Annotated in this window: 12 protein-coding genes and 1 pseudogene; 10 read left to right on the top strand and 3 right to left on the bottom strand. The window is 61.9% G+C overall.

The features are described 5' to 3' along the window. Positions 1-7: 7 nt before the first annotated feature. The 3 genes from VF436_RS18195 to VF436_RS18185 are packed head-to-tail and all read right to left on the bottom strand — an operon-like array spanning position 8 to position 3745. Positions 8-1573, bottom strand: coding sequence for a formate dehydrogenase beta subunit (locus tag VF436_RS18195; RefSeq protein WP_330905458.1), 1566 nt, complete (start codon positions 1571-1573; stop codon positions 8-10). Then, positions 1570-2070 carry a formate dehydrogenase subunit gamma gene (locus tag VF436_RS18190; RefSeq protein ID WP_330905457.1) on the bottom strand — a complete coding sequence of 167 codons (501 nt, stop codon included), beginning with the start codon at positions 2068-2070 and terminating at the stop codon, positions 1570-1572. The genes VF436_RS18195 and VF436_RS18190 overlap by 4 nt, the downstream gene beginning before the upstream one ends. 22 nt (positions 2071-2092) lie before the next feature. Continuing rightward, positions 2093-3745 carry an OFA family MFS transporter gene (locus VF436_RS18185; protein ID WP_330905456.1) on the bottom strand — a complete coding sequence of 551 codons (1653 nt, stop codon included), beginning with the start codon at positions 3743-3745 and terminating at the stop codon, positions 2093-2095. Positions 3746-4016: 271 nt separating this feature from the next. Between VF436_RS18185 and moaA the strand changes: the two genes are divergently transcribed. The 10 genes and pseudogenes from moaA to VF436_RS18135 all read left to right on the top strand — a co-directional run. Next, positions 4017-5072, top strand: a complete 1056-nt coding sequence (gene moaA / locus VF436_RS18180) for a GTP 3',8-cyclase MoaA (protein WP_330905455.1) — start codon at positions 4017-4019, stop codon at positions 5070-5072. 21 nt (positions 5073-5093) lie between these two features. Beyond that, positions 5094-5336, top strand: a complete 243-nt coding sequence (locus tag VF436_RS18175) for a MoaD/ThiS family protein (protein ID WP_330905454.1) — start codon at positions 5094-5096, stop codon at positions 5334-5336. Beyond that, positions 5333-5809, top strand: coding sequence for a molybdenum cofactor biosynthesis protein MoaE (locus VF436_RS18170; protein ID WP_330905453.1), 477 nt, complete (start codon positions 5333-5335; stop codon positions 5807-5809). The genes VF436_RS18175 and VF436_RS18170 overlap by 4 nt, the downstream gene beginning before the upstream one ends. A 45-nt stretch (positions 5810-5854) precedes the next feature. Further along, on the top strand, positions 5855-7081 hold the full coding sequence (locus VF436_RS18165; protein WP_330905452.1) for a molybdopterin molybdotransferase MoeA: 1227 nt from the start codon (positions 5855-5857) through the stop codon (positions 7079-7081). After that, positions 7078-7416 (top strand): hypothetical protein, encoded by a 339-nt coding sequence (locus VF436_RS18160; RefSeq protein ID WP_330905451.1) that lies wholly within the window; start codon positions 7078-7080, stop codon positions 7414-7416. Before VF436_RS18165 ends, VF436_RS18160 begins: the two co-directional genes overlap by 4 nt. 231 nt (positions 7417-7647) lie before the next feature. After that, entirely contained in the window at positions 7648-9309 is a 1662-nt protein-coding gene (locus VF436_RS18155; RefSeq protein ID WP_330905450.1) for a methyl-accepting chemotaxis protein, read from the top strand. A gap of 378 nt (positions 9310-9687) precedes the next feature. Continuing rightward, a complete protein-coding gene (locus VF436_RS18150; RefSeq protein ID WP_330905449.1) occupies positions 9688-10269 on the top strand; it encodes an RNA polymerase sigma factor in 582 nt (193 codons plus the stop codon). Beyond that, positions 10266-10907 carry a zf-HC2 domain-containing protein gene (locus tag VF436_RS18145; RefSeq protein ID WP_330905448.1) on the top strand — a complete coding sequence of 214 codons (642 nt, stop codon included), beginning with the start codon at positions 10266-10268 and terminating at the stop codon, positions 10905-10907. Before VF436_RS18150 ends, VF436_RS18145 begins: the two co-directional genes overlap by 4 nt. A 2-nt stretch (positions 10908-10909) precedes the next feature. Beyond that, positions 10910-11422, top strand: coding sequence for a hypothetical protein (locus VF436_RS18140; RefSeq protein ID WP_330905447.1), 513 nt, complete (start codon positions 10910-10912; stop codon positions 11420-11422). A 947-nt stretch (positions 11423-12369) separates the two neighbouring features. Beyond that, positions 12370-19438, top strand: a pseudogene (locus tag VF436_RS18135) (autotransporter-associated beta strand repeat-containing protein); the annotation flags it as partial.

Genomic DNA, 19438 nt, shown 5'->3' with positions numbered 1-19438 from the left:
GAACTCCTCAGCTGGCTGCCGCGTTCGCGGCCGGGCTGGCTTCGAAATCTTCGTGGAAATGATCGAGTGCACTGAGCACCGGAAAGGGCGCCATGCCACCCAGCGCGCAGAGCGAGCCGGCAATCATGGTGTCACACAGGTCACGCAGCAATAACTCGTTGCGTTCGCGCTCCAGGCGGTCACCGGCCATCATGCGGTCGATGACTTCGACGCCACGCGTGGAGCCGATGCGGCAGGGCGTGCATTTGCCGCAGGATTCGATGGCGCAGAATTCCATCGCGTAACGGGCTTGCGCAGCCATGTCGACCGTATCGTCGAATACCACGATGCCGCCGTGTCCCAGCATGCCGCCGATAGCGGCGAAGGCTTCGTAGTCGACCTGGACGTCCATCTGCGCGGCCGGGATGTAAGCACCCAGTGGACCGCCTACCTGCATGGCGCGTATAGGGCGGCCTGTGGCAGTGCCACCGCCATAATCTTCGACCAGTTCGCGCAGGCTCAAGCCGAAGGCGCGCTCGACCAGCCCGGGACGCTTGACGTTGCCGGCAAGCTGGATGGGCAAGGTGCCTCGCGAGCGTCCCATGCCAAAGTCGCGGTAATGCGCCGCACCCTTGTCGAGGATTACCGGCACCGTAGCCAGCGTGATGACGTTGTTGATGACGGTGGGTTTGCCGAACAGGCCATGGATGGCAGGTAGTGGAGGTTTGAAACGTACCTGGCCGCGCTTGCCTTCCAGGGATTCCAGAAGCGAGGTTTCTTCGCCACAGATGTACGCACCACCAGCCATGCGCACTTCAAGCCGGAACACCTTGCCGCTGCCGGCTACGTTATCGCCCAGGTATCCGGCGGTGGTTGCCGTGGCGATGGCCGCTTCCAGGGCGTGCCGCGCATGCGGGTACTCGGCACGCAGATAGATATAGCCTTGCGTGGCGCCCACCGCGATGCCAGCGATGGTCATGCCCTCGACCAGGGTGAACGGATCGCCCTCCATAAGCATGCGATCGGAGTACGTGCCCGAATCGCCTTCGTCTGCATTGCAGACGATGTATTTCTGCGTGGCTTGCGCGTCGTGGCATGTTTTCCATTTGATGCCGGCAGGGAAGGCTGCGCCACCACGCCCGCGCAGGCCCGAATCGGTGATCGCCTGCACGATGCTGGCACCATCGAGCTTCAGCGCGGCCTGCAGCCCGCGATAACCCCGATGAGCGAGATAATCATCCAGGCTGCGCGGGTCGACGATGCCGACGCGCGCAAAGGTCAGCCGTTGCTGGTTCTTGAGAAAGCCGATGTCCTCAGTCAGGCCGAGCGCCAGCGGATGTCTGCCACCTTCGAGAAATCCCGCGTCGAACAATGAGGCCACATCACGCTTCTGAACCGGGCCATAGGCGACTCGCCCGGCGGGCGTGGTGACTTCCACCATTGGCTCGAGCCAGAACAAGCCGCGCGAACCGTTGCGAACCAGATTGAGCTCGATATCCCGGCGTGCGGCCTCGGCGGCTATCTCGTGCGCGACGCTGTCGGCCCCGAGGGCGCTGGCGCTGGCATCGCGAGGGACATGAATGGTCACGCTCATATCGTCTCCGCGTCCAGCCATGCATCAAAGCGTTCAGGTGTCATACGGCCCCTGGGCTCGTCATCGATCATGATGGCCGGCGAGCATGCGCATTGACCCAGGCAATAGACGGGCTCAAGCGTGTACGCGCCGTCCGCGGTTGTCTGGTGAAAGTCTATGCCCAGGCGCCGCTTGATGTGTTGCTCCAGCGTGACGGCGCCCATGGCCTGGCAGGACTCGGCGCGGCAGACCTGGATAACCCGTCTTCCGGCCGGTTCGGAGCGAAAATAGTGATAGAAGCTCACCACCCCGTGGACATCTGCGCGCGAGAGATTCATCTCGCGCGCGATGAGTGCAATGGCATCTTCCGGCACGTGGCCCAGGGCGTCCTGTATCCCGTGCAACACCGGAAGCAGGGCGCCGGGTGAGTCCTTAAGCCGGCCGGTTACCTCAAGTATCACTGCGCGGACCTCCTCGGGGAGGTCCGGCAGGGTGGCGATTTTCGCCGCATGTCTCATGCATTCGCCCTCGGGGAAGCGATCAGAACAAGGCGGCGGCTTTCTGCATGGCGATATAGATGCCGATGAGGAATTCGGCGGCCACCGGGGCCCACACGATAAGCCCCAGGGCACCGAATGCGCCACGTGCGGCAACGTCTGCGCCGACAGCGGTTGTCGATTCCTTTTGCAGGGCTCGCTCGCGCGCCAGTTCTTCGTCGGTCATCTGTACGCTTTCATCCACCGGCCTGACCAGGAAGTTGCAGATCATGCCAACCAGCAACAGGCCCGCCAGTATGTACAGGGTGCGGTCGTAAACCAGGTTGCTTGCCACGCCAGCGGCCAGTTGCTGTTCGCGCAGGCGGGTAATCAAGATTGGGCCCACCACGCCAGCGACGGACCATGCGGTCAATAGTCGACCGTGGATCGCGCCGACCATCTGGGTGCCGAAGATGTCGGCCAGATAGGCCGGTACCGTTGCGAAACCGCCGCCGTACATCGACAAGATCACGCATACGCCAATGATGAACATGGCTGCCATGCCCAGATGACCCAGCGTGGGTAGCAGGCAATACAAAGCGATGCCCAGCACAAAGAACACGAAATACGTGGGTTTGCGGCCGATGAAGTCGGACGTGGAGGCCCAGAACAGTCGGCCCAGGCTGTTGAACAGGCTGATCAGGCCGACCAGTCCGCCCGCGGCAGCTGCAATGGCAACCTTCTGGGCATCGGTCAGCGTGACCGGGCCACTCAGACCGAGCAACCTGGCACCGAATACTTCCTGCAGCATTGGGCTGGCCACGGCGATGACGCCGATGCCAGCGGTTACGTTCATACACAATACCATCCAGATCAACCAGAACTGCGGAGTCTTCCACGCGCGGTCGAGGTGGACATGGCGCTGGGTAATGAACTTGGAGGTGGTTTGCGTGGGTGGTGTCCAGCCGGCTGGTTTCCAGCCATTGGGCGTGACCCGGAATCCGAAAGCGCCGATGGACATCTGCACCATGTAGATGACGCCCAGGCAGATCAAGGCACCCGATACACCGGGGACACCATTTGCGCTGAACTTCTCGATCAGCTTGGTCGCCACGGGGGCGCCGATCAGTGCGCCGCCGCCGTAGCCCATGATGGCAAAGCCGGTAGCCAGGCCGCGACGATCCGGGAACCACTTGATCAACGTCGAGACGGGCGTGATATAGCCAAGTCCCTGTCCGACGCCGCCAAGGACGCCGCAGCCCAGGTAAACCAGCCACAACTGATGGATCGATACGCCGATGCCGCCGACGATCAGGCCGCCACCCCAGCATAGTGCGGCGATGAAGCCTGCCTTGCGGGGGCCAGCGTGCTCAAGCCAGCCACCCCACAGCGCCGCCGAGATGCCCAGCATGGCGATGAAGGTCTCGAAGATGTGCGTGGAGATCGATACAGGCCAGTTGCAGTTCTTGGTGAAAAGCATCGCCCAGAATGTCAGGTCATGGCAGGCCACCGGATCGGCATTTGCCACGAGCTTGGACATGGGGAGCCAGAACACAGAGAAGCCGTAAGCCATGCCGATACATAAATGAATGGCCAATGCCGCTGGCGGAACCAGCCAGCGATTAAACCGCGGTCCTGCAATCGTGCGTTCCCTTGCCAGAATTCCCGGCGAGCCCCCGCTCGCGTTCACATCGCCTGCCTCTGGTACCCCGGCCATTCGTTCCCCCTTTCACTTGGTTATAGGCCTCACGACCTATGTGTATACATGATAGTTGGGTGAATCTGGATGACGCGCTACACGACCAAAGTCGAAGGCGTGCGGCAGATCACGGACGTAGGTGCCTGAAGAGAGCTCGCAGGTTTACCCCGCTGACGAACCCATGTTGCGGCGCGGAATGCTCCCCATGAGGCCTCTAAGGGCCTCCCCGGTCACAACTCGGTGGAACCGGTTGTCAAAGACGAGCCTGGCACCCATGATTTCGTCCACGATGACTACGCTCCATCCCATTCCCGCACCATCGGACACGGCCGCCCATCCGCGCGACAGGCTCGGCCGTGCGCTGCATGATCTACGCATATCCGTGATGGATCGCTGCAATTTCCGCTGTCCGTACTGCATGCCCGAATCGACTTATGGCGAGCACTTTACCTTCCTGCGAAACGATGAGCGGCTTGACTTCGACGAGATCGAACGCATCGCCCGCGCCGCCGCCGGGCTCGGGGTCAGCAAGCTGCGACTGACAGGCGGTGAGCCATTGTTGCGACCGCACCTGGTCGATCTGGTCAGGCAGCTGTGCGGTATTGAAGGCATCGAGGACCTGGCCATGACAACCAATGGCGTGCTGCTCGCCCGTCATGCCCAGGAGCTTCGGGAGGCAGGCTTGCATCGGGTCACGGTCAGCCTGGACACGCTCGATCCGGCGCTGTTCCATCGAATGAGCGGTGGGCGCGGCCGGGTCGCTGACGTGCTGGCAGGCATCGATGCAGCCCTCGCGGCCGGCTTTCCGGGAGGCGTGAAGGTCAACACCGTGGTGCAAAAGGGTGTCAACGACCATGCCATTCTCGATGTCCTGGCGCATTTTCGTGGCACGACGGTGGTGCCGCGCCTGATCGAATATATGGATGTAGGCAACCGTAACGACTGGTCACCCTCCAGGGTGCTGCCCTCGCGAGAGCTGGTCGAACGCATCGCCGCTAAATGGCCCTTGCAGGTGCTGCCTGCCAGGTACCCGGGCGAGGTGGCATCACGGTATCGATTTGTCGACGGCGCAGGCGAGATCGGTGTGATCTCATCGATCAGTCAGCCGTTTTGCGGTGATTGTTCGCGTGCCCGGCTTTCCTCCGAGGGAACGCTCTACACCTGTCTTTTCGCAACGCGCGGAACTGACCTGCGCCTGCTCTTGCGCGGCGGGGCCAGTGACGAACAGTTGCAGGTGTTGCTGCGAGACACCTGGTTGCGCCGCGCCGATCGCTACAGCGAACAACGCGCCGACCTGCATACGAGCAGCTCGCGTAAAATCGAAATGCATTACATTGGTGGCTGAGTGCCCTGGAACGATCCGCACATGACGACGGTAACCCTCAAGTACTACGCGCAACTGCGCGAGCAGGCTGGTGGCAGTAGTGAAAAGGTGGTGACCTCTGCCACGTCCTTGCGTGAGCTCTATGACGAACTGCGACATCGGCACGGCTTCACCCTGCCTGCCGACGCGCTCAAGGTCGCCGTGGATGACCGGTTCAGCGACTGGAGCCATGTCCTGTGTGAGGGCGATACCATCGTTTTCATCCCGCCGGTGGCTGGCGGATGATCCGTTTTAGCCTGGCCGACCAAGCCATCGATGTCGCCGCCTGGCGCAAGCCGCTGCTGCATCCCGCTGCGGGCGGTTTCTGCTGCTTCGAAGGTTGGGTGCGTAATCACAACGAGGGGCGCCAAGTCGATGGCTTGGAGTATGAGGCCTACGAATCGCTGGCCATCATCGAAGGCGAACGCATCCTGCGTGAAGCGGCGGATCGTTATGGTGTGCTGGCTGCGCATGGCGTGCACCGTACCGGCAGTCTGGCTATCGGCGACATCGCCGTATGGATCGGTGTAGCCAGCGCGCATCGCGACGAGGCTTTTCGCGCGTGCCGCTACATTATCGACGAAATCAAGCACCGGCTGCCGATCTGGAAAAAAGAGCATTACGTAACCGGCGAAGCCGCCTGGGTGGCTTGTTCGCATACCGGGAGTGCGCATGAGGATGAGCCACCCCATGCGCACCACGGCCATGCGCACCGTTGACCTGTCATGACAAGCGCCGGTGCGGCAGTCGATTATGCAGGTGCCATGGAGCGTCTCCTGGCGCATGCGCGTCGCATGCCGGCGCAAACCTGCCAGTTGCATGACGCAAAGGGGCGTGTGTTGGCTGAAGCCGTGCGTAGCCCAATCGCGCTGCCGTCGTTTGATCACTCGGCGATGGATGGCTATGCCCTGGATGCAGCGAAGGGCCTGGCCGAAGGTTCAGAACACCGGGTAGCCGGCTCACAGGCGGCCGGTGACAGCCAGGTCGCCTCGTACGGCCGAGCGTGGGAAATCATGACGGGCGCGCGCCTGCCGCAAGGACTCGATGCGGTCATTGCGGTGGAGCGTACGCAGATACTCGATCGTTCAGCCACGGGGGCTCCTGGACGCATTCGTCTGCTCGATGCGCTGTCGCCGGGGCGCAACGTGCGCTACGCCGGTAGTGATATCGCCCTCGGGGCCGCAGTCTTGCCAGCAGGCACCAGTCTGTCCGCATCGCACATGATGCTGCTTGCCGCCCTTGGGATGGCACAGTTGCGTGTGGCGCGAGCGCCTTGCGTGGCGATCATCTGCACCGGAAAGGAACTCCAGGCCGATCTGGCCGCTCCCTTACGTGCGGATCGGATATTCAATTCCAACGGTCCTTACTTATCGGTCGCCCTGGCCGCCTGTGGTGCGCGCGTGCTTTGGTGCGAGACTGTCGATGATACGTCGTTGACCTATGAGGCCGCCGTGCGGCGTGCGATCGAGCAGGGCGCTGACCTGGTCGTGAGCACGGGAGCGGTATCGATGGGGCGCTACGATTTTGTACCCGATGCCTTGCTTCGCCTGGGGGCTGACCTGTTATTTCATAAGGTGGCCATTCGCCCCGGAAAGCCGCAACTGGCTGCCGTGCTACCGGGTGGTCCGGTGATCATGGCCTTGCCCGGGACGCCGATGGCGGTGGCGGTTGGCATGCGCTTTTTCATCGCGCCGCTGTTGCGTGCCATGTTGGGGCAGGCATGCGAGCCGTCTCATCATGCCGTACTGGAAGCCCCGTGCTCATCCCAGGTAGGGCTGCATCACTTCCTGCACGGCACTGTCAGCGAAGACGCACGGGGGCAGCGCAGTGTGCACGCGTCGACGCAGCAACAGCCTTTTCGTATTCATCCCTTTGCCCAGGCGCAGGCTTGGGTGATCTTGCCTGCACACGTTGACCAGATCGATGCAGGACAGGTCGTGCAGGTCGCCAGCTTGCATGCCTCGGTTGGCGATGCATGGGGGGACGCATGAAGTTGCAGATCGAAAGCCAGGCCCTGCGTTTACGCATCGACGAAGAAGAGTTGTCCCGTTTGCTGGCCGGGCGGACCCTGGTAACCCTATCGCGATTTGCCGGCGCCTTTACCATGACGTGCACGTTGTCGCTTGGGCAGGGTCAGGGCGCGATGCTGTCCGGTCAGGCCGATGTCTGGCTGGTGGTCGTACCAGAAAAGGACGTGCGTGAACACGCCCAACGCCTGCCTACGCGCGATGGTCTGCGATACACAGTAGGAGAAGCAGAGCAGGCCATGGAGCTGTTATTCGACGTGGATGTGCGCGATAGCGCACGGCGGCGCAAGAAACCTTGAGGGCTTTGCGCGTAGTGCAATGTCTCAAGACGGGCCGATTCGCAAATAGTTGCTGCCGGCAAATACCTGCAAGTTGGCAAGGCCCGCGACAGCGGCTCGCGATCGAAACGTTTGCATGGTAGTCGAAAGAACTTTCTTTCCGTTGTCTTTCCCTTTTCTTCCAGCAACTTACGTTAAAGCATCGGTTGCGATGTGCCGATATTTCATTGCACAGTCCCCGGAGCTCTTCCCATGCGTTTTACCGTCAAGTTGAAGATTATTGCTGCCATGTGCGCAGCGCTGGCTATCACGCTGATCGTGGGTGTGATCGGCTTGGTGGCGCTGTCGCGTACATTCGATGACCTCGAGGCGCTCTATCACACCGAATTGAATCCCATTGTCTATGTGACTTCAGTGCGTTCGGATATCGCCAAGATGCGCATGTTGCTGGACGATGCGCAAGCTTTGGGTCTTGACCAGGCGGCGCTTGCTCGCCTGAACGAGCGACTGAAGAAAGCCGATGACACCTGGGAGCGCTATTATCCGTCGCTGGTGACCTCCGAGGATGAGCTGGCTGCCGCGAAAGAGTTTGTTGCTGCCCGACAGCCGTTGACCTCGATGCTATCGCAACTGGGTACGTTGGTTGCGTCGGGTCAGAAAGACCAGGCCAGAGCGTTGGCGCAACAAAAGATAGTGCCGTTGCTCGATCGGGCCAGTGATCCGATCAATCACATCATCCAGGCCAACGAAGCCGAGGCCGAGACGCAATTCCAGCAGGCCGGTCACCGACACCATGTGGTCCAGGTCGTTGCCGCAGCAACGATCGCGTGCGGTTTCGTGGTCATGCTGCTTGCCGCCTATCTGTTGATCCGAGCCGTCGTGGCTCCGCTGACCAAGGCCAGCGGGCTGGCGCGTGAAGTCAGCCAGGGGCGGCTTGGCAACGCATTGTCGGTCACCGGCAATGACGAACTGAGCGACATGTTGCATGCACTATCCGCCATGGATGCCAAGCTCGTGGATATTGTCGCGACGGTACGCGACAACGCGGACCAGGTATCGCTGGCCGCGCAGCATATTTCCCAGGGCAATGATGATCTTTCCCAGCGCACCCAGGAGCAGGCCTCTTCGCTGGAGGAGACCGCCGCTTCGATGGAAGAGATGTCTGCCTCGATTCGCCAGAATGCCGATGGCGCTTCGGCAGCGCGGCAGTTGGCCGGATCGTTGCGTGGGCAGGCGCGTGATGGCGCAGGCGTTGCCAAGGAGGCCATGGGGGCGATGGAGGAGATTGTGGCGGCCAGTGGCAGCATCGCCGATATCGCTGTGCTGATCGATGAGATCGCGTTCCAGACGAATCTGCTCGCGCTCAATGCCGCGGTCGAGGCGGCGCGTGCGGGCGAACAGGGGCGTGGATTCGCGGTGGTCGCCAGCGAGGTGCGCAGTCTGGCGCATCGCAGCGCGACCGCTGCACGCGAAATCAAGCAGACCATCTCCCATGCCGGTGAGCGGGTGAGCGTTGGCGCGGTGCTGGTCGAGCGAACCAGCGGCGCTTTGGAGGCAATCGAGCAAGGCGCCATTCGTGTGGCCGATATCGTGGCTGAAATTGCCGCCGCCACCACCGAGCAATCCTCTGGAGTCGATCAGGTGACCAAGGCGGTGACCACGCTCGATGAAGTCACTCAGCAAAATGCCGCCCTGGTTGAAGAGGCCAGCGCGGCCAGCCGTAACTGCATGGATCTGGCGCAGGAACTGGTGGGGCAGGTCGCTTTCTTTACGTTGGCCGGACAGTCAGAAGACGTGAGCAAGGGTAAGACCAAGCCTGTTGCCGCTCCGAGCCTGTTGCAAGGTGGCATGCGTGCTTCCTCGCCGATTTCAATGCGTACGGCACCGGTTGAGACGACCTGGAATGAGTTCTAAAAAGAAAGGGGCAATCACCGTGGCGGTATCGCGGCAATCGGCACCGTTATGCCCGGGACTGCCCCTTGGGTTGCGTATGCCGGGCTAAGAGCCAGATCGGATCCGCGGGTGGGGCGGACAACTTCAGCCCGGCCGGGCGCATAACCTGAACAGACACACCGCGCCGGTAGGGGAGGAGGAAGCCCGGCCGGCACGGCGGTCCTTGTAACAAGCGGTATGGCGAGCCCGTCGCATGAGCGGTTTTCGGCCCATGCGATCAGGGCATTACTGGATACCCGTTTGTCCTGTCGAGGTTCAAACTAGGATGCTTGAACCGACATGCCCGTGACGGGCATAGACGGGCACACAAGGGGCAAGGTGCCCCGGGAGCCCCAAGGCATGCGGCAAAAGCAGGACGAAGGCAAGGCGCGCAGCGGCGACTACGAAGAAGTGGCGTTGCTCACGCGTGTGGCTGCCGAGGAGATGGACGCCTTCGAGGCGCTCTATCGCATGTATCACCCAAGGCTTGAACGCTTTGTGCGGGGCATGACCAAACAGCCTGGACTCGCCGAGGAAATCATCGACGACACGATGATGGTGGTGTGGCGTAAGGCCTATACCTTCAACCACACGGCGAAGGTATCGACCTGGATTTTCGCTATTGCCTATCGGCAGTCGCTCAAGAGCCTGCGTGGGATCGACAGCACCGTTGAATTCGACCAGGACGAGCACGGGGGCAGCACTGCAACCGGCCCCGAAGACGAACTGCAAACCCTTGAGCTGCGTCGCCACCTGGACGATGCCTTGCAGACGTTGTCCGCCGAGCAGCGCGCCGTGATCGAGCTGACTTACTACTTTGGCTACGGTTGTCGCGAAATCGCCGAAATCGTCGACTGTCCGGTTGACACCGTCAAGACACGCATGTTTTACGCGCGCCGCAAGCTCAAGAACGTTCTCGCATCGCATCGGGAGGCCATATGAACGGACGAGTGGTTAAATTCGAAGGTTCGGTGCATGCCGAGGCCGATCGTCTGTTGCCCTGGTGGGTCAATGGCACGCTGGAAGGCGAGGAGCGAGCGCAGGTGGCCGAGCATCTTGCCGAATGCGTGCAGTGCCAGCGCGAAGTAGCATGGCTGCGCAGTCTGCAGGATGAGATCGGTAGCCAGGCCCAGGGCGCAACGGATGCGCGGGAGGCTATGAAGCGCCTGCGTCGCCGCATGCGCACGGGTACGACGACCGCAGTCGCTCCATCCACCCGGCGCGGCTGGGGGCGTCGTGAGCGCTGGCTGGCGTGGACCGTGGGTTTGCAGGCCATGGCTGTTCTTATACTTGGCGGCATTGCGCTGACCAATCATCGGTCGGCAGCGGATTACCAGACCCTCAGTACGCCCACCACCCATGGAGCCCTGCTGGTGGTGTCGTTCGATCCGCAATTGACCGAAGGGCAGATGCGCACCCTGGTTCGCGACAGCGATGCGCGTATTGTCGGTGGTCCAACGCAAGCTGGTGCCTATCTGCTCAATGTGTCGCCTGAGCGCGCCAATGCCGTGCGTGACCGACTGCGTGCTGCACGCGGAGTGACCCTGGCCGAGCGCATGGATGTGGGCGGAGAGCGCTGACCATGCCGCGTTTCTGGCTGGCATGGCTGCTGGCTTGCTCGATCCTGGCCGGTTGCGCTGGACAGGCCGGCCGCCCCAGGATGGAGATATCCTCGCAACGTGACGAAGGACCGCAACTGCTGCTGGTTCTGCTTCGATCCGCGCCCGATCATCTTGAGCCGATCATCGCAGACGGTACTCGGCAGGGCGAGGCAACGGGAGACGCCGCGCGTGAGCGACTGGCCACGCAACTGGCGCATGATCATGGTCTGGTGTTGATCGACCGCTGGCCGGTGCGTGCGCTTGGTGCCGAGTGCTTCGTGATGCGTGCCGCACCTGGCGCATCGGCTGCCGAGCAGGCGGCGATCCTGGCGCGCGATGCTCGAGTGGAGTCAGCCGAACCCGTGCAGTACTTCCGCACGCTGTCGCGCGATTCGTTTCCGCAATGGCAGCCGGTACCGGTACCGGCCTGGCAGGGCACCGGGCGGTCTGCGGCGACAGGCGACGCCTGCCAATGCGACCGGGTTCCGATCTAACCCCGATCGCCCCGCCAGCACGACGCCTTGCCTCCCGAATGAGCGACTTCCATCGTGAAGCAATCTGCGATCCAGTTGCTGATTGGGCTCTCAATCGCCGACCCGCGACCGCGTCGCGACGGAGTCGTTTCTACGAATGAGGCCTAAATTGATAATGGCCAGTAATCCATTCAAGCATTAGTTTCATGCTGCTGTTTGAATGAGGTTCAAGGTTAAAATTTTTCATGTAGCTACGGTTATCTGTGGATTAATGCCTATTTCGAAATGTGGTTGCGGCAATCGCCAATGATTGTCATGTCTATTAATTTGTTTTGTATACATTTCAAATTGACAAAATATCTATTGTCGGCTCGATTTTTTTATGCATTAATCGCTCCACCCTACGGGTTGGGTAATAAAAATAAATCGATAGCCTAGGCATCGATTAACCAGGGCAGCAGGGAGTTGGCGCGGTGCGCGGTGCGCCGCAATAGGGTCTGTGCGGCTCATTCAGGGCTGTATGGACATTAAGGAGGGATCGCCATGGTTATGTGGGACAAGTATTGCCAGAAGATATGCACGCTGACGCTGCGACCGCGTCACGAATCCTTTTGGCTGGGCTGCCAGGGGCCGCCTGCCTAGGAAGCTCAATTAAACCTTTGCCACGCGCCATTCTGGTGCCGGCATGCCGTGATGGCCTTGATTGTTTCGCGCATGCGCGAGGCAGGGTCGTGCGGTCAAGGGGATAAAGCCAAAATTCCGGAATAAATGCCCGCGCAATTGGAGGGCACGGGCTGTTATGGCCGTGCTTTAAGGAAATTCAGGCTGCGAGTGAGTGGCTCTCATTTTCAGACGACGCAAATGCATCCGGTGGTTCGTTAATTCAATGCATCAGGAGAAAATCCGTGAACCGTATTTACAGGCTCGTCTGGAATCGCGCCCTGCATGTATGCCAAGTGGCATCGGAATTATCCTCACAGCAGCAGGGCGGTTTATCCGCGCATTTGGGTTGTGGCGCCTTGGCGACCGGGCCACAGCGGCGACTGGTCATGGCGCTGGCATTGGCCATGCCCTGGCTCAGTTCGACTGTCTATGCTGCTTGTACGCCGGCCAATCCGACCGCCGGCGCCACGGTCACCTGCTCGGGGGCTGCCAACCCCCTTGCACCCAGCTATTCGACAAGCGCCAACAACCTGACCGTGAATGTGCAATCCGGCGGCAGCACGGGCGTGTTGCTGGGCATCGGTGGCACGGCCATGACGCTGACCGGCAACAACACCACGCTCAATAACTCTGGCACGATTGATCCCAGCCTGCTCGGCCTGTTGAGCCTGCTTTCCTCCGGCACGGTGGTTGGCAACAGCGCCGCCAGCACGGTCAATGTCACCAATACGTCCACTGGCGTGATGAACGGCACGTCCGGATTGCTGGGCGTCAACCTTTCTGGCCTTACTGGCATGGCGCTGGCTGTCCAGAACGGCACGGGTGGCGTCAGCAATATCCGCAACGATGGTTCGATCGGTGGTGCGGCCATTGCGGGCGTGACCCTGATTCCCTCGGATATCCCGGTGGTCGCCGCGTACGGCGGCGGCCAGGTGAACTTCGTCAATACCGGTACCATCAACGGTCGAGTGGGCTTCCAGGCATCGGGAACGGCAGGAACGGGCAACAGCTTTGCCAACGCCGGCACTATCAATGGCGGCGTCTCGATGGGCATCAATAGCACCAACACGTTTACCGCTGTCTCCGGTTCGTCGGTCAATCTCGCCGGTGGCGTCGGCCTGGATCTTAATGTCATTGGGCTGGTCGGCGTGACCCTTGGGTTTGCGCCGACCGGCGTGATCGATGGCGGCGCGGGTGGCAACAATACGCTCGTCCTTCAGAATGTGCTGCCTTCGGCAGGCACGGGTAGCGGTACCGGCGGAGCGGTCACGACGCTGTCGAGTGGCACCTATATCAATTTCCAGCACTTGCTGGTTAACAGCGGCACCTGGAACTTGCAAGGTCCCCTGGTCAGCGGCGACGCGACACTCAATGGCGGCCTGGTCAATTTCAACAACGGTGGCGTATTCGGTGCCGGTGCAGTCAGCGCCAACGGTGGCGCAATCGGCGCATCGACCGGCGGCGTGACCCTGGGTAACAATTTCACCCTGGGGGCGGGGGGGGTGACAGCAGCGGGTGCCAATAATTTCACCTTATCGGGCGTGTTGTCGGGTACCGGTGGCCTGACGCAGAACGGCAGCGGTATCACGACGTTGTCCGGTGCCAACACCTATACAGGTGCCACGACGATCGCCGCGGGCACGTTGGCGCTGGGGAGCACGGGTTCGTTGCTGTCCACGGGCGCGGTGAATCTCTCGGGCGCTACCGGGACCTTCGATATTTCCGGGACATCCGCGGGCAGCACGATCGGTACGTTGACCGGTGTGGCCGGTAGCCAGGTCGCGCTGGGCGCGCGCAGCCTGACCCTGGGCAATGCCGCTAACACCAGTTACGCCGGCAGCATCAACGGCACCGGCGGCCTGGTCAAACAAGGGACTGGCACATTCTCCCTGAGCGGCGCCAACACCTATACCGGCGGAACAACCGTCAACGCGGGCACCCTGGCTGTGACCGGGGGTGGCTCGCTGGCTTCCACGGGCGCGGTGAGCCTGGCGGCTGCCAGCGCACTGGATATTTCCGGAGCCACGGCGAACCAGACGGTCGGCAACCTCACGGGAGCCAGCGGCAGCCAGGTCCTGTTGGGAGCACGCACGCTTACCGCGGGTAATGCGGGCAACACGACCTTCGGTGGTGTGATCAGCGGATCAGGTGGCTTCGTCAAGCAAGGCTCGGGAACGTTGATCCTGACCGGTGCCAACACCTATACCGGCGGCACCACGATCAACGCCGGTGCGCTACAGGGCGATACCGTCAGCTTGCAAGGTTCGATCATCGACAACTCGACCTTGATCTTCAACCAGACCACTGATGGCACCTACGCCAACGCGATTACCGGCACTGGCAACTTGGTCAAGCAGGGCGCAGCCACCTTGATTCTCACTGGTGCCAACACCTATAGCGGTGGCACCGTCATCAGCGCCGGTACCTTGCAAGGCGACAGCACGAGCCTGCAAGGCAACATGACCGATAACGCCGCACTGGTCTTCAACCAGGCAGCGGATGGCACCTATGCGGGAAATATTTCCGGTACCGGCAGTTTCACCAAGACCGGCGCCGGTACATTGACCTTGAGCGGAACCAATGCCTATACCGGCGGCACGACTGTCAATGCCGGTACCTTGCAGGGCACGACCGCCAGTCTGACAGGCGCAATCGTCGACAACGCCACGCTCGCGTTCAATCAGGCGAGCAACGGCACTTATGCGGGTGCGATTTCCGGGACGGGTAGCCTCACCAAACTCGGGTCGGGCACGGTGACGCTCAGCGGAGCCAACACGTACACGGGCGGCACCACCATCACGGCGGGTGCCTTGCAGGGTGATACCACCAGTCTGCAAGGCAATGTCGTCGACAACGCTTCGCTGATCTTCGGACAGGATGTTGACGGCACCTATGCGGGTGTGATTTCCGGTTCGGGCAGCCTGACCAAGGCAGGTGCCGGCACGTTGACGTTGGGCGGTGCCAACACCTATACGGGAGGCACCACGATCAGCGCCGGTGCCTTGCAGATCAACACCGGCAGCCTTGTCGGCAATATCGTCGACAATGCCTCGCTGATCTTCAATCAACCCACGGACAGCACCTATGCCGGCGTGGTGTCGGGTACGGGCAGCCTGACCAAGACCGGTGCAGGCATACTCACCCTCAGTGGCGCCAACACATACAGTGGAGGCACCACGATCAGTGCGGGTGCGCTGCAAGGCGATACCACGAGCCTGCAAGGCAATATCGTCGACAACGCATCGCTGATCTTCGCGCAAGCCGCCAATGGCAGCTTCGCGGGCATCGTGTCGGGCTCCGGTGCACTGATCAAGAATGGTACGGGCACGCTGACGCTCAGCGGCGCCAATACGTATACGGGTGGCACCACCATCAATGCCGGCGCCTTGCAGGGCGATGCCACCAGCCTGCAAGGCAACATCACTGATAATGCCTCGCTGATCTTCAACCAGGCTGCGGCGGGCACCTATGCCGGCGTCATCTCAGGCACCGGCACGCTGGCCAAGACGGGGGCGGGCACGCTCACGCTCAGCGGTGCCAATACGTACGGCGGCGGTACCACCATCAGCGCAGGTGCCCTTCAGGGCAACGCCACGAGCCTGCAAGGCAATATCACCGATAACGCTTCGCTGATCTTCAACCAGGCTACGGCGGGAACCTATGCGGGTGTGGTTTCCGGCACAGGTAGCCTGACCAAGACGGGGGCGGGCACACTCACGCTTTCCGGTGCCAATACCTATGCCGGCGGCACGACTGTCAGTGCCGGCACCTTGCAGGGCGATGTCACCAGCCTGCAGGGCAACATCTTCGATAACGCCACGCTGGCTTTCAATCAGGTCGCCGACGGCAGTTATGCGGGTGTGGTGTCGGGCTCGGGCGCGTTGGTCAAGCTCGGCGCCGCTACTCTCACCTTGACCGGTGCCAATACGTATAGCGGTGGCACCACGATCAGCGCGGGCACCTTGCAAGGCAATGCGACCAGCCTGCAAGGCAACATCGTCGACAATGCCACCCTGGCGTTCAATCAGGGGACCGATGCCAGTTACGCGGGCGTGGTCTCCGGCAATGGCGCGTTGGTCAAGCTGGGTGCCGGCACGTTGACATTGACTGGTGCGAACACCTACACGGGTGGCACCACCATCACGGCAGGTGCCTTGCAAGGCGATTCGACCAGCCTGCAAGGCAATATCGCCGACAATGCTTCGTTGATCTTCAATCAGACAGCTACGGGCAGCTACGGTGGTGTTGTTTCCGGTACCGGCAGCCTGACCAAGACGGGCGCGGGTACCCTGAGCCTGACGGGAGCCAATACTTACAGGGGCGGCACGACCGTCAGCGCCGGCACCCTGCAAGGCAACAGCGCGAGTCTGCAAGGCAATATCGTCGATAACGCGTCATTGGCGTTCAACCAGGTCACCGATGGCACGTATGCCGGGGTCGTTTCGGGTACGGGCAGCCTGACCAAACTCGGCGCCGGCACCTTGACGTTGAGCGGTGCCAACACCTATGCCGGCGGCACCACGATCAGCGCGGGCACCCTGCAAGGCAATACCACCAGCCTGCAAGGCAACATTGTCGACAACGCCACGCTGGCGTTCAACCAGGCCACCGATGGCAGCTACGCGGGCGTGGTGTCGGGCTCGGGCGCCTTGGTCAAGCTTGGTGCCGGCGCGCTCACCTTGACGGGTGCGAACACGTATGCAGGCGGCACCACGATCACGGCCGGTGCGTTGCAAGGCGATGCCACGAGCTTGCAGGGCAATATTGCCGACAATGCCTCGCTGATTTTCAACCAGGGCGTGGACGGTACCTATGCAGGCGTGGTGTCGGGCACGGGCAACCTGACCAAGACGGGCGCGGGCACCCTGACCTTGAGTGGCGCCAATGTGTATAGCGGTGGCACCACGATCAGTGCGGGTGCGCTGCAAGGCGATACCACCAGCCTCCAGGGCAACATCGCCGACAACGCGTCCCTGATCTTCAACCAGGTTGCGAATGGAACCTATGCGGGCGTGGTATCGGGCACGGGCAGCCTGACCAAGACAGGAGCGGGTATCCTGACCCTGAGTGGTGCCAACACATACAGTGGCGGCACGACGATCAGCGCGGGTGCCTTGCAAGGCGATACTACCAGCCTGCAAGGCAACATCACCGACAACGCGACGTTGATCTTCAACCAGGGCGCGAATGGCAGCTACACCGGCGTGGTCAGTGGCAGCGGCGATCTCGTCAAGTTGGGTGTGGGTACTTTGACGCTGGCTGGAGTCAACACGTATACCGGTGCCACGCAAATCAATGCCGGCACCCTGGCGCTCGGTGCCGGAGGCAGCATGGCTGCCTCCAGTAGCATCAGCCTCGCCACGGGTAGCACGCTGGATCTCTCTGCGGCCGGCAACCAGACACTGAGCCTGCTCAACGGTGCCGGTGGCACGGTAAACCTGGGCGCGAATGCGCTCACCCTCGATGGCGCGGGTACCGGCAACTTCGGTGGTGCGCTGACCGGTACCGGAAGCCTGGTCATGCAGGGAACGGGAACGCAGACCCTGACCGGAGTCAATCTCTACACCGGCGGCACCACGGTCAACAGCGGCACGCTCGCTTTGGGTGCGGGTGGCAGCCTTGCGGCGGGTTCGGCGGTAACCGTCAATGGCGGCACGCTGGATCTGTCCGCGGCCGGTAACCAGACCATTGCCAACCTGGGCGGTGCCGGTGGACAGGTACAACTGGGAGGCGGTAGCGCACTGACGGTGGATGCAGGCACGTTTGCCGGCGCACTCGGCGGCAACGGCAGCCTGATCAAGGCGGGTGCCGGCGTGCTGGTGCTCAACGGCGCCAATACGTATACCGGGCCCACGCAGGTAGTCTCTGGCAGTCTTGTCGTTGGTGGCGACGCCGCGCACAACACGGCCGGCATCCAGAGTGACGTGACGGTCGCCGCGACGGGATCGCTCGGTGGCTTCGGTCACGTCGATGGCAACGTCGACGTACTCAGTGGCGGCCATCTTGCTCCAGGTAATCCGCCGGGGACCTTCACCGTCAACGGTAATCTCTCACTTGAGCAAGGCAGTCAGCTCGATTTCGCACTCGGCGCTCCCGGTGCCGATTTCAATACATTCGGCTCCAGTCACAACGTACAGGTCAACGGTGACCTGACGCTCAATGGCGCGGTACTCAATCCATCCGATGCCGGCGGCTTCGGGCCGGGCCTGTACAACCTGTTCGACTACACCGGCACGCTGACCCAGGCCAATGGCGGCATCGTGGCACCGTCTGGCTACACCATCCAGAACCTGACCGGCAGCAAGCAGATCAACCTGATCAACGCGGCTGGCATATCGCTCAACATCTGGAATGCCAACGGCCTGGCCAGTGCCACCCAGATGGGCGGCGGCAGCGGCGTGTGGTCACAGGCCAATGCGAACTGGACCAATGCCGACGGCTCCGTCACGGCAGCGCGTTCGCCAGCCGATGCGTTTGTGATCTTTGGTGGTGCGGCAGGCACCGTGACGGTCGATGATGCCGGTGGCACGCAGCCGGTCACCACGCAAGGCATCCAGTTCGCCAGCGACGGATATCACCTCAATGGGGATGCCCTGGGTCTGGTGGCGCCCTCGGCAGGTGCGCTCAGTGAGATTCGCGTCGGTGATGGCAGTGCAGCCAGTGCGGGCTGGACGGCGACGATCGACAACGTGCTGACGGGTAATGGTTTGCAGAAGACCGGCGCAGGCACGTTGATTCTCACGGGTGCCAATACCTATGCCCAGGGCACCGAACTCAGTGCGGGTACGCTGTCGGTGTCTTCCGATGCCAATCTTGGTGCAGGCTCGGGCACCATCGATTTCGAAGGCGGCGTGCTGCAAATCACCGGGACCGGCTACACCAGCACAACGCGTGGCATGACCCTGGGGGCCGCAGGAGGCGGGTTCGATATCGCCGATCCGGCCAATACCTTCACCGTGAACCAGGCCCTCTCGGGAACGGGGAGCCTGACCAAGCTGGGTACAGGTACCTTGGTGCTCAGTGGCGCCAACACCTACAGCGGCGGCACGACCGTCAGCGCGGGCACGTTGCAGGGTGACAGCACCAGCCTGCAAGGCAACATCACGGACAACGCCTCCCTGGTGTTCGATCAGGGTGCAGATGGTACGTATGCTGGCGTGGTTTCCGGCACGGGCAGCCTGACCAAGGATGGCGCGGGTACGTTGACGCTCAGCGGTGCCAACACCTACAGCGGCGGTACCACGATCAACGCCGGTGCCCTGCAAGGCGACACGACGAGCCTGCAAGGCAACATCGCCGACAATGCCTCGCTGATCTTCAACCAGGGTGCGGATGGTACGTATGCCGGTGCGGTTTCCGGCACGGGCAGCCTGA

The sequence above is a fragment of the Dyella sp. genome (genome assembly GCF_036384435.1).
Classification (GTDB): Bacteria; Pseudomonadota; Gammaproteobacteria; order Xanthomonadales; family Rhodanobacteraceae; genus GSA-30.
This window is presented reverse-complemented; position numbering and strand designations above follow the sequence as displayed.

What these genes read in the sequence shown, in the direction of transcription:
- VF436_RS18195 (WP_330905458.1), bottom strand. Translation starts at nt 1,573, where the DNA reads ATGAGCGTGACCATTCATGTCCCTCGCGATGCCAGCGCCAGCGCCCTC.
- VF436_RS18190 (WP_330905457.1), bottom strand. Translation starts at nt 2,070, where the DNA reads ATGAGACATGCGGCGAAAATCGCCACCCTGCCGGACCTCCCCGAGGAG.
- VF436_RS18185 (WP_330905456.1), bottom strand. Translation starts at nt 3,745, where the DNA reads ATGGCCGGGGTACCAGAGGCAGGCGATGTGAACGCGAGCGGGGGCTCG.
- moaA (WP_330905455.1), top strand. Translation starts at nt 4,017, where the DNA reads ATGACTACGCTCCATCCCATTCCCGCACCATCGGACACGGCCGCCCAT.
- VF436_RS18175 (WP_330905454.1), top strand. Translation starts at nt 5,094, where the DNA reads ATGACGACGGTAACCCTCAAGTACTACGCGCAACTGCGCGAGCAGGCT.
- VF436_RS18170 (WP_330905453.1), top strand. Translation starts at nt 5,333, where the DNA reads ATGATCCGTTTTAGCCTGGCCGACCAAGCCATCGATGTCGCCGCCTGG.
- VF436_RS18165 (WP_330905452.1), top strand. Translation starts at nt 5,855, where the DNA reads ATGGAGCGTCTCCTGGCGCATGCGCGTCGCATGCCGGCGCAAACCTGC.
- VF436_RS18160 (WP_330905451.1), top strand. Translation starts at nt 7,078, where the DNA reads ATGAAGTTGCAGATCGAAAGCCAGGCCCTGCGTTTACGCATCGACGAA.
- VF436_RS18155 (WP_330905450.1), top strand. Translation starts at nt 7,648, where the DNA reads ATGCGTTTTACCGTCAAGTTGAAGATTATTGCTGCCATGTGCGCAGCG.
- VF436_RS18150 (WP_330905449.1), top strand. Translation starts at nt 9,688, where the DNA reads ATGCGGCAAAAGCAGGACGAAGGCAAGGCGCGCAGCGGCGACTACGAA.
- VF436_RS18145 (WP_330905448.1), top strand. Translation starts at nt 10,266, where the DNA reads ATGAACGGACGAGTGGTTAAATTCGAAGGTTCGGTGCATGCCGAGGCC.
- VF436_RS18140 (WP_330905447.1), top strand. Translation starts at nt 10,910, where the DNA reads ATGCCGCGTTTCTGGCTGGCATGGCTGCTGGCTTGCTCGATCCTGGCC.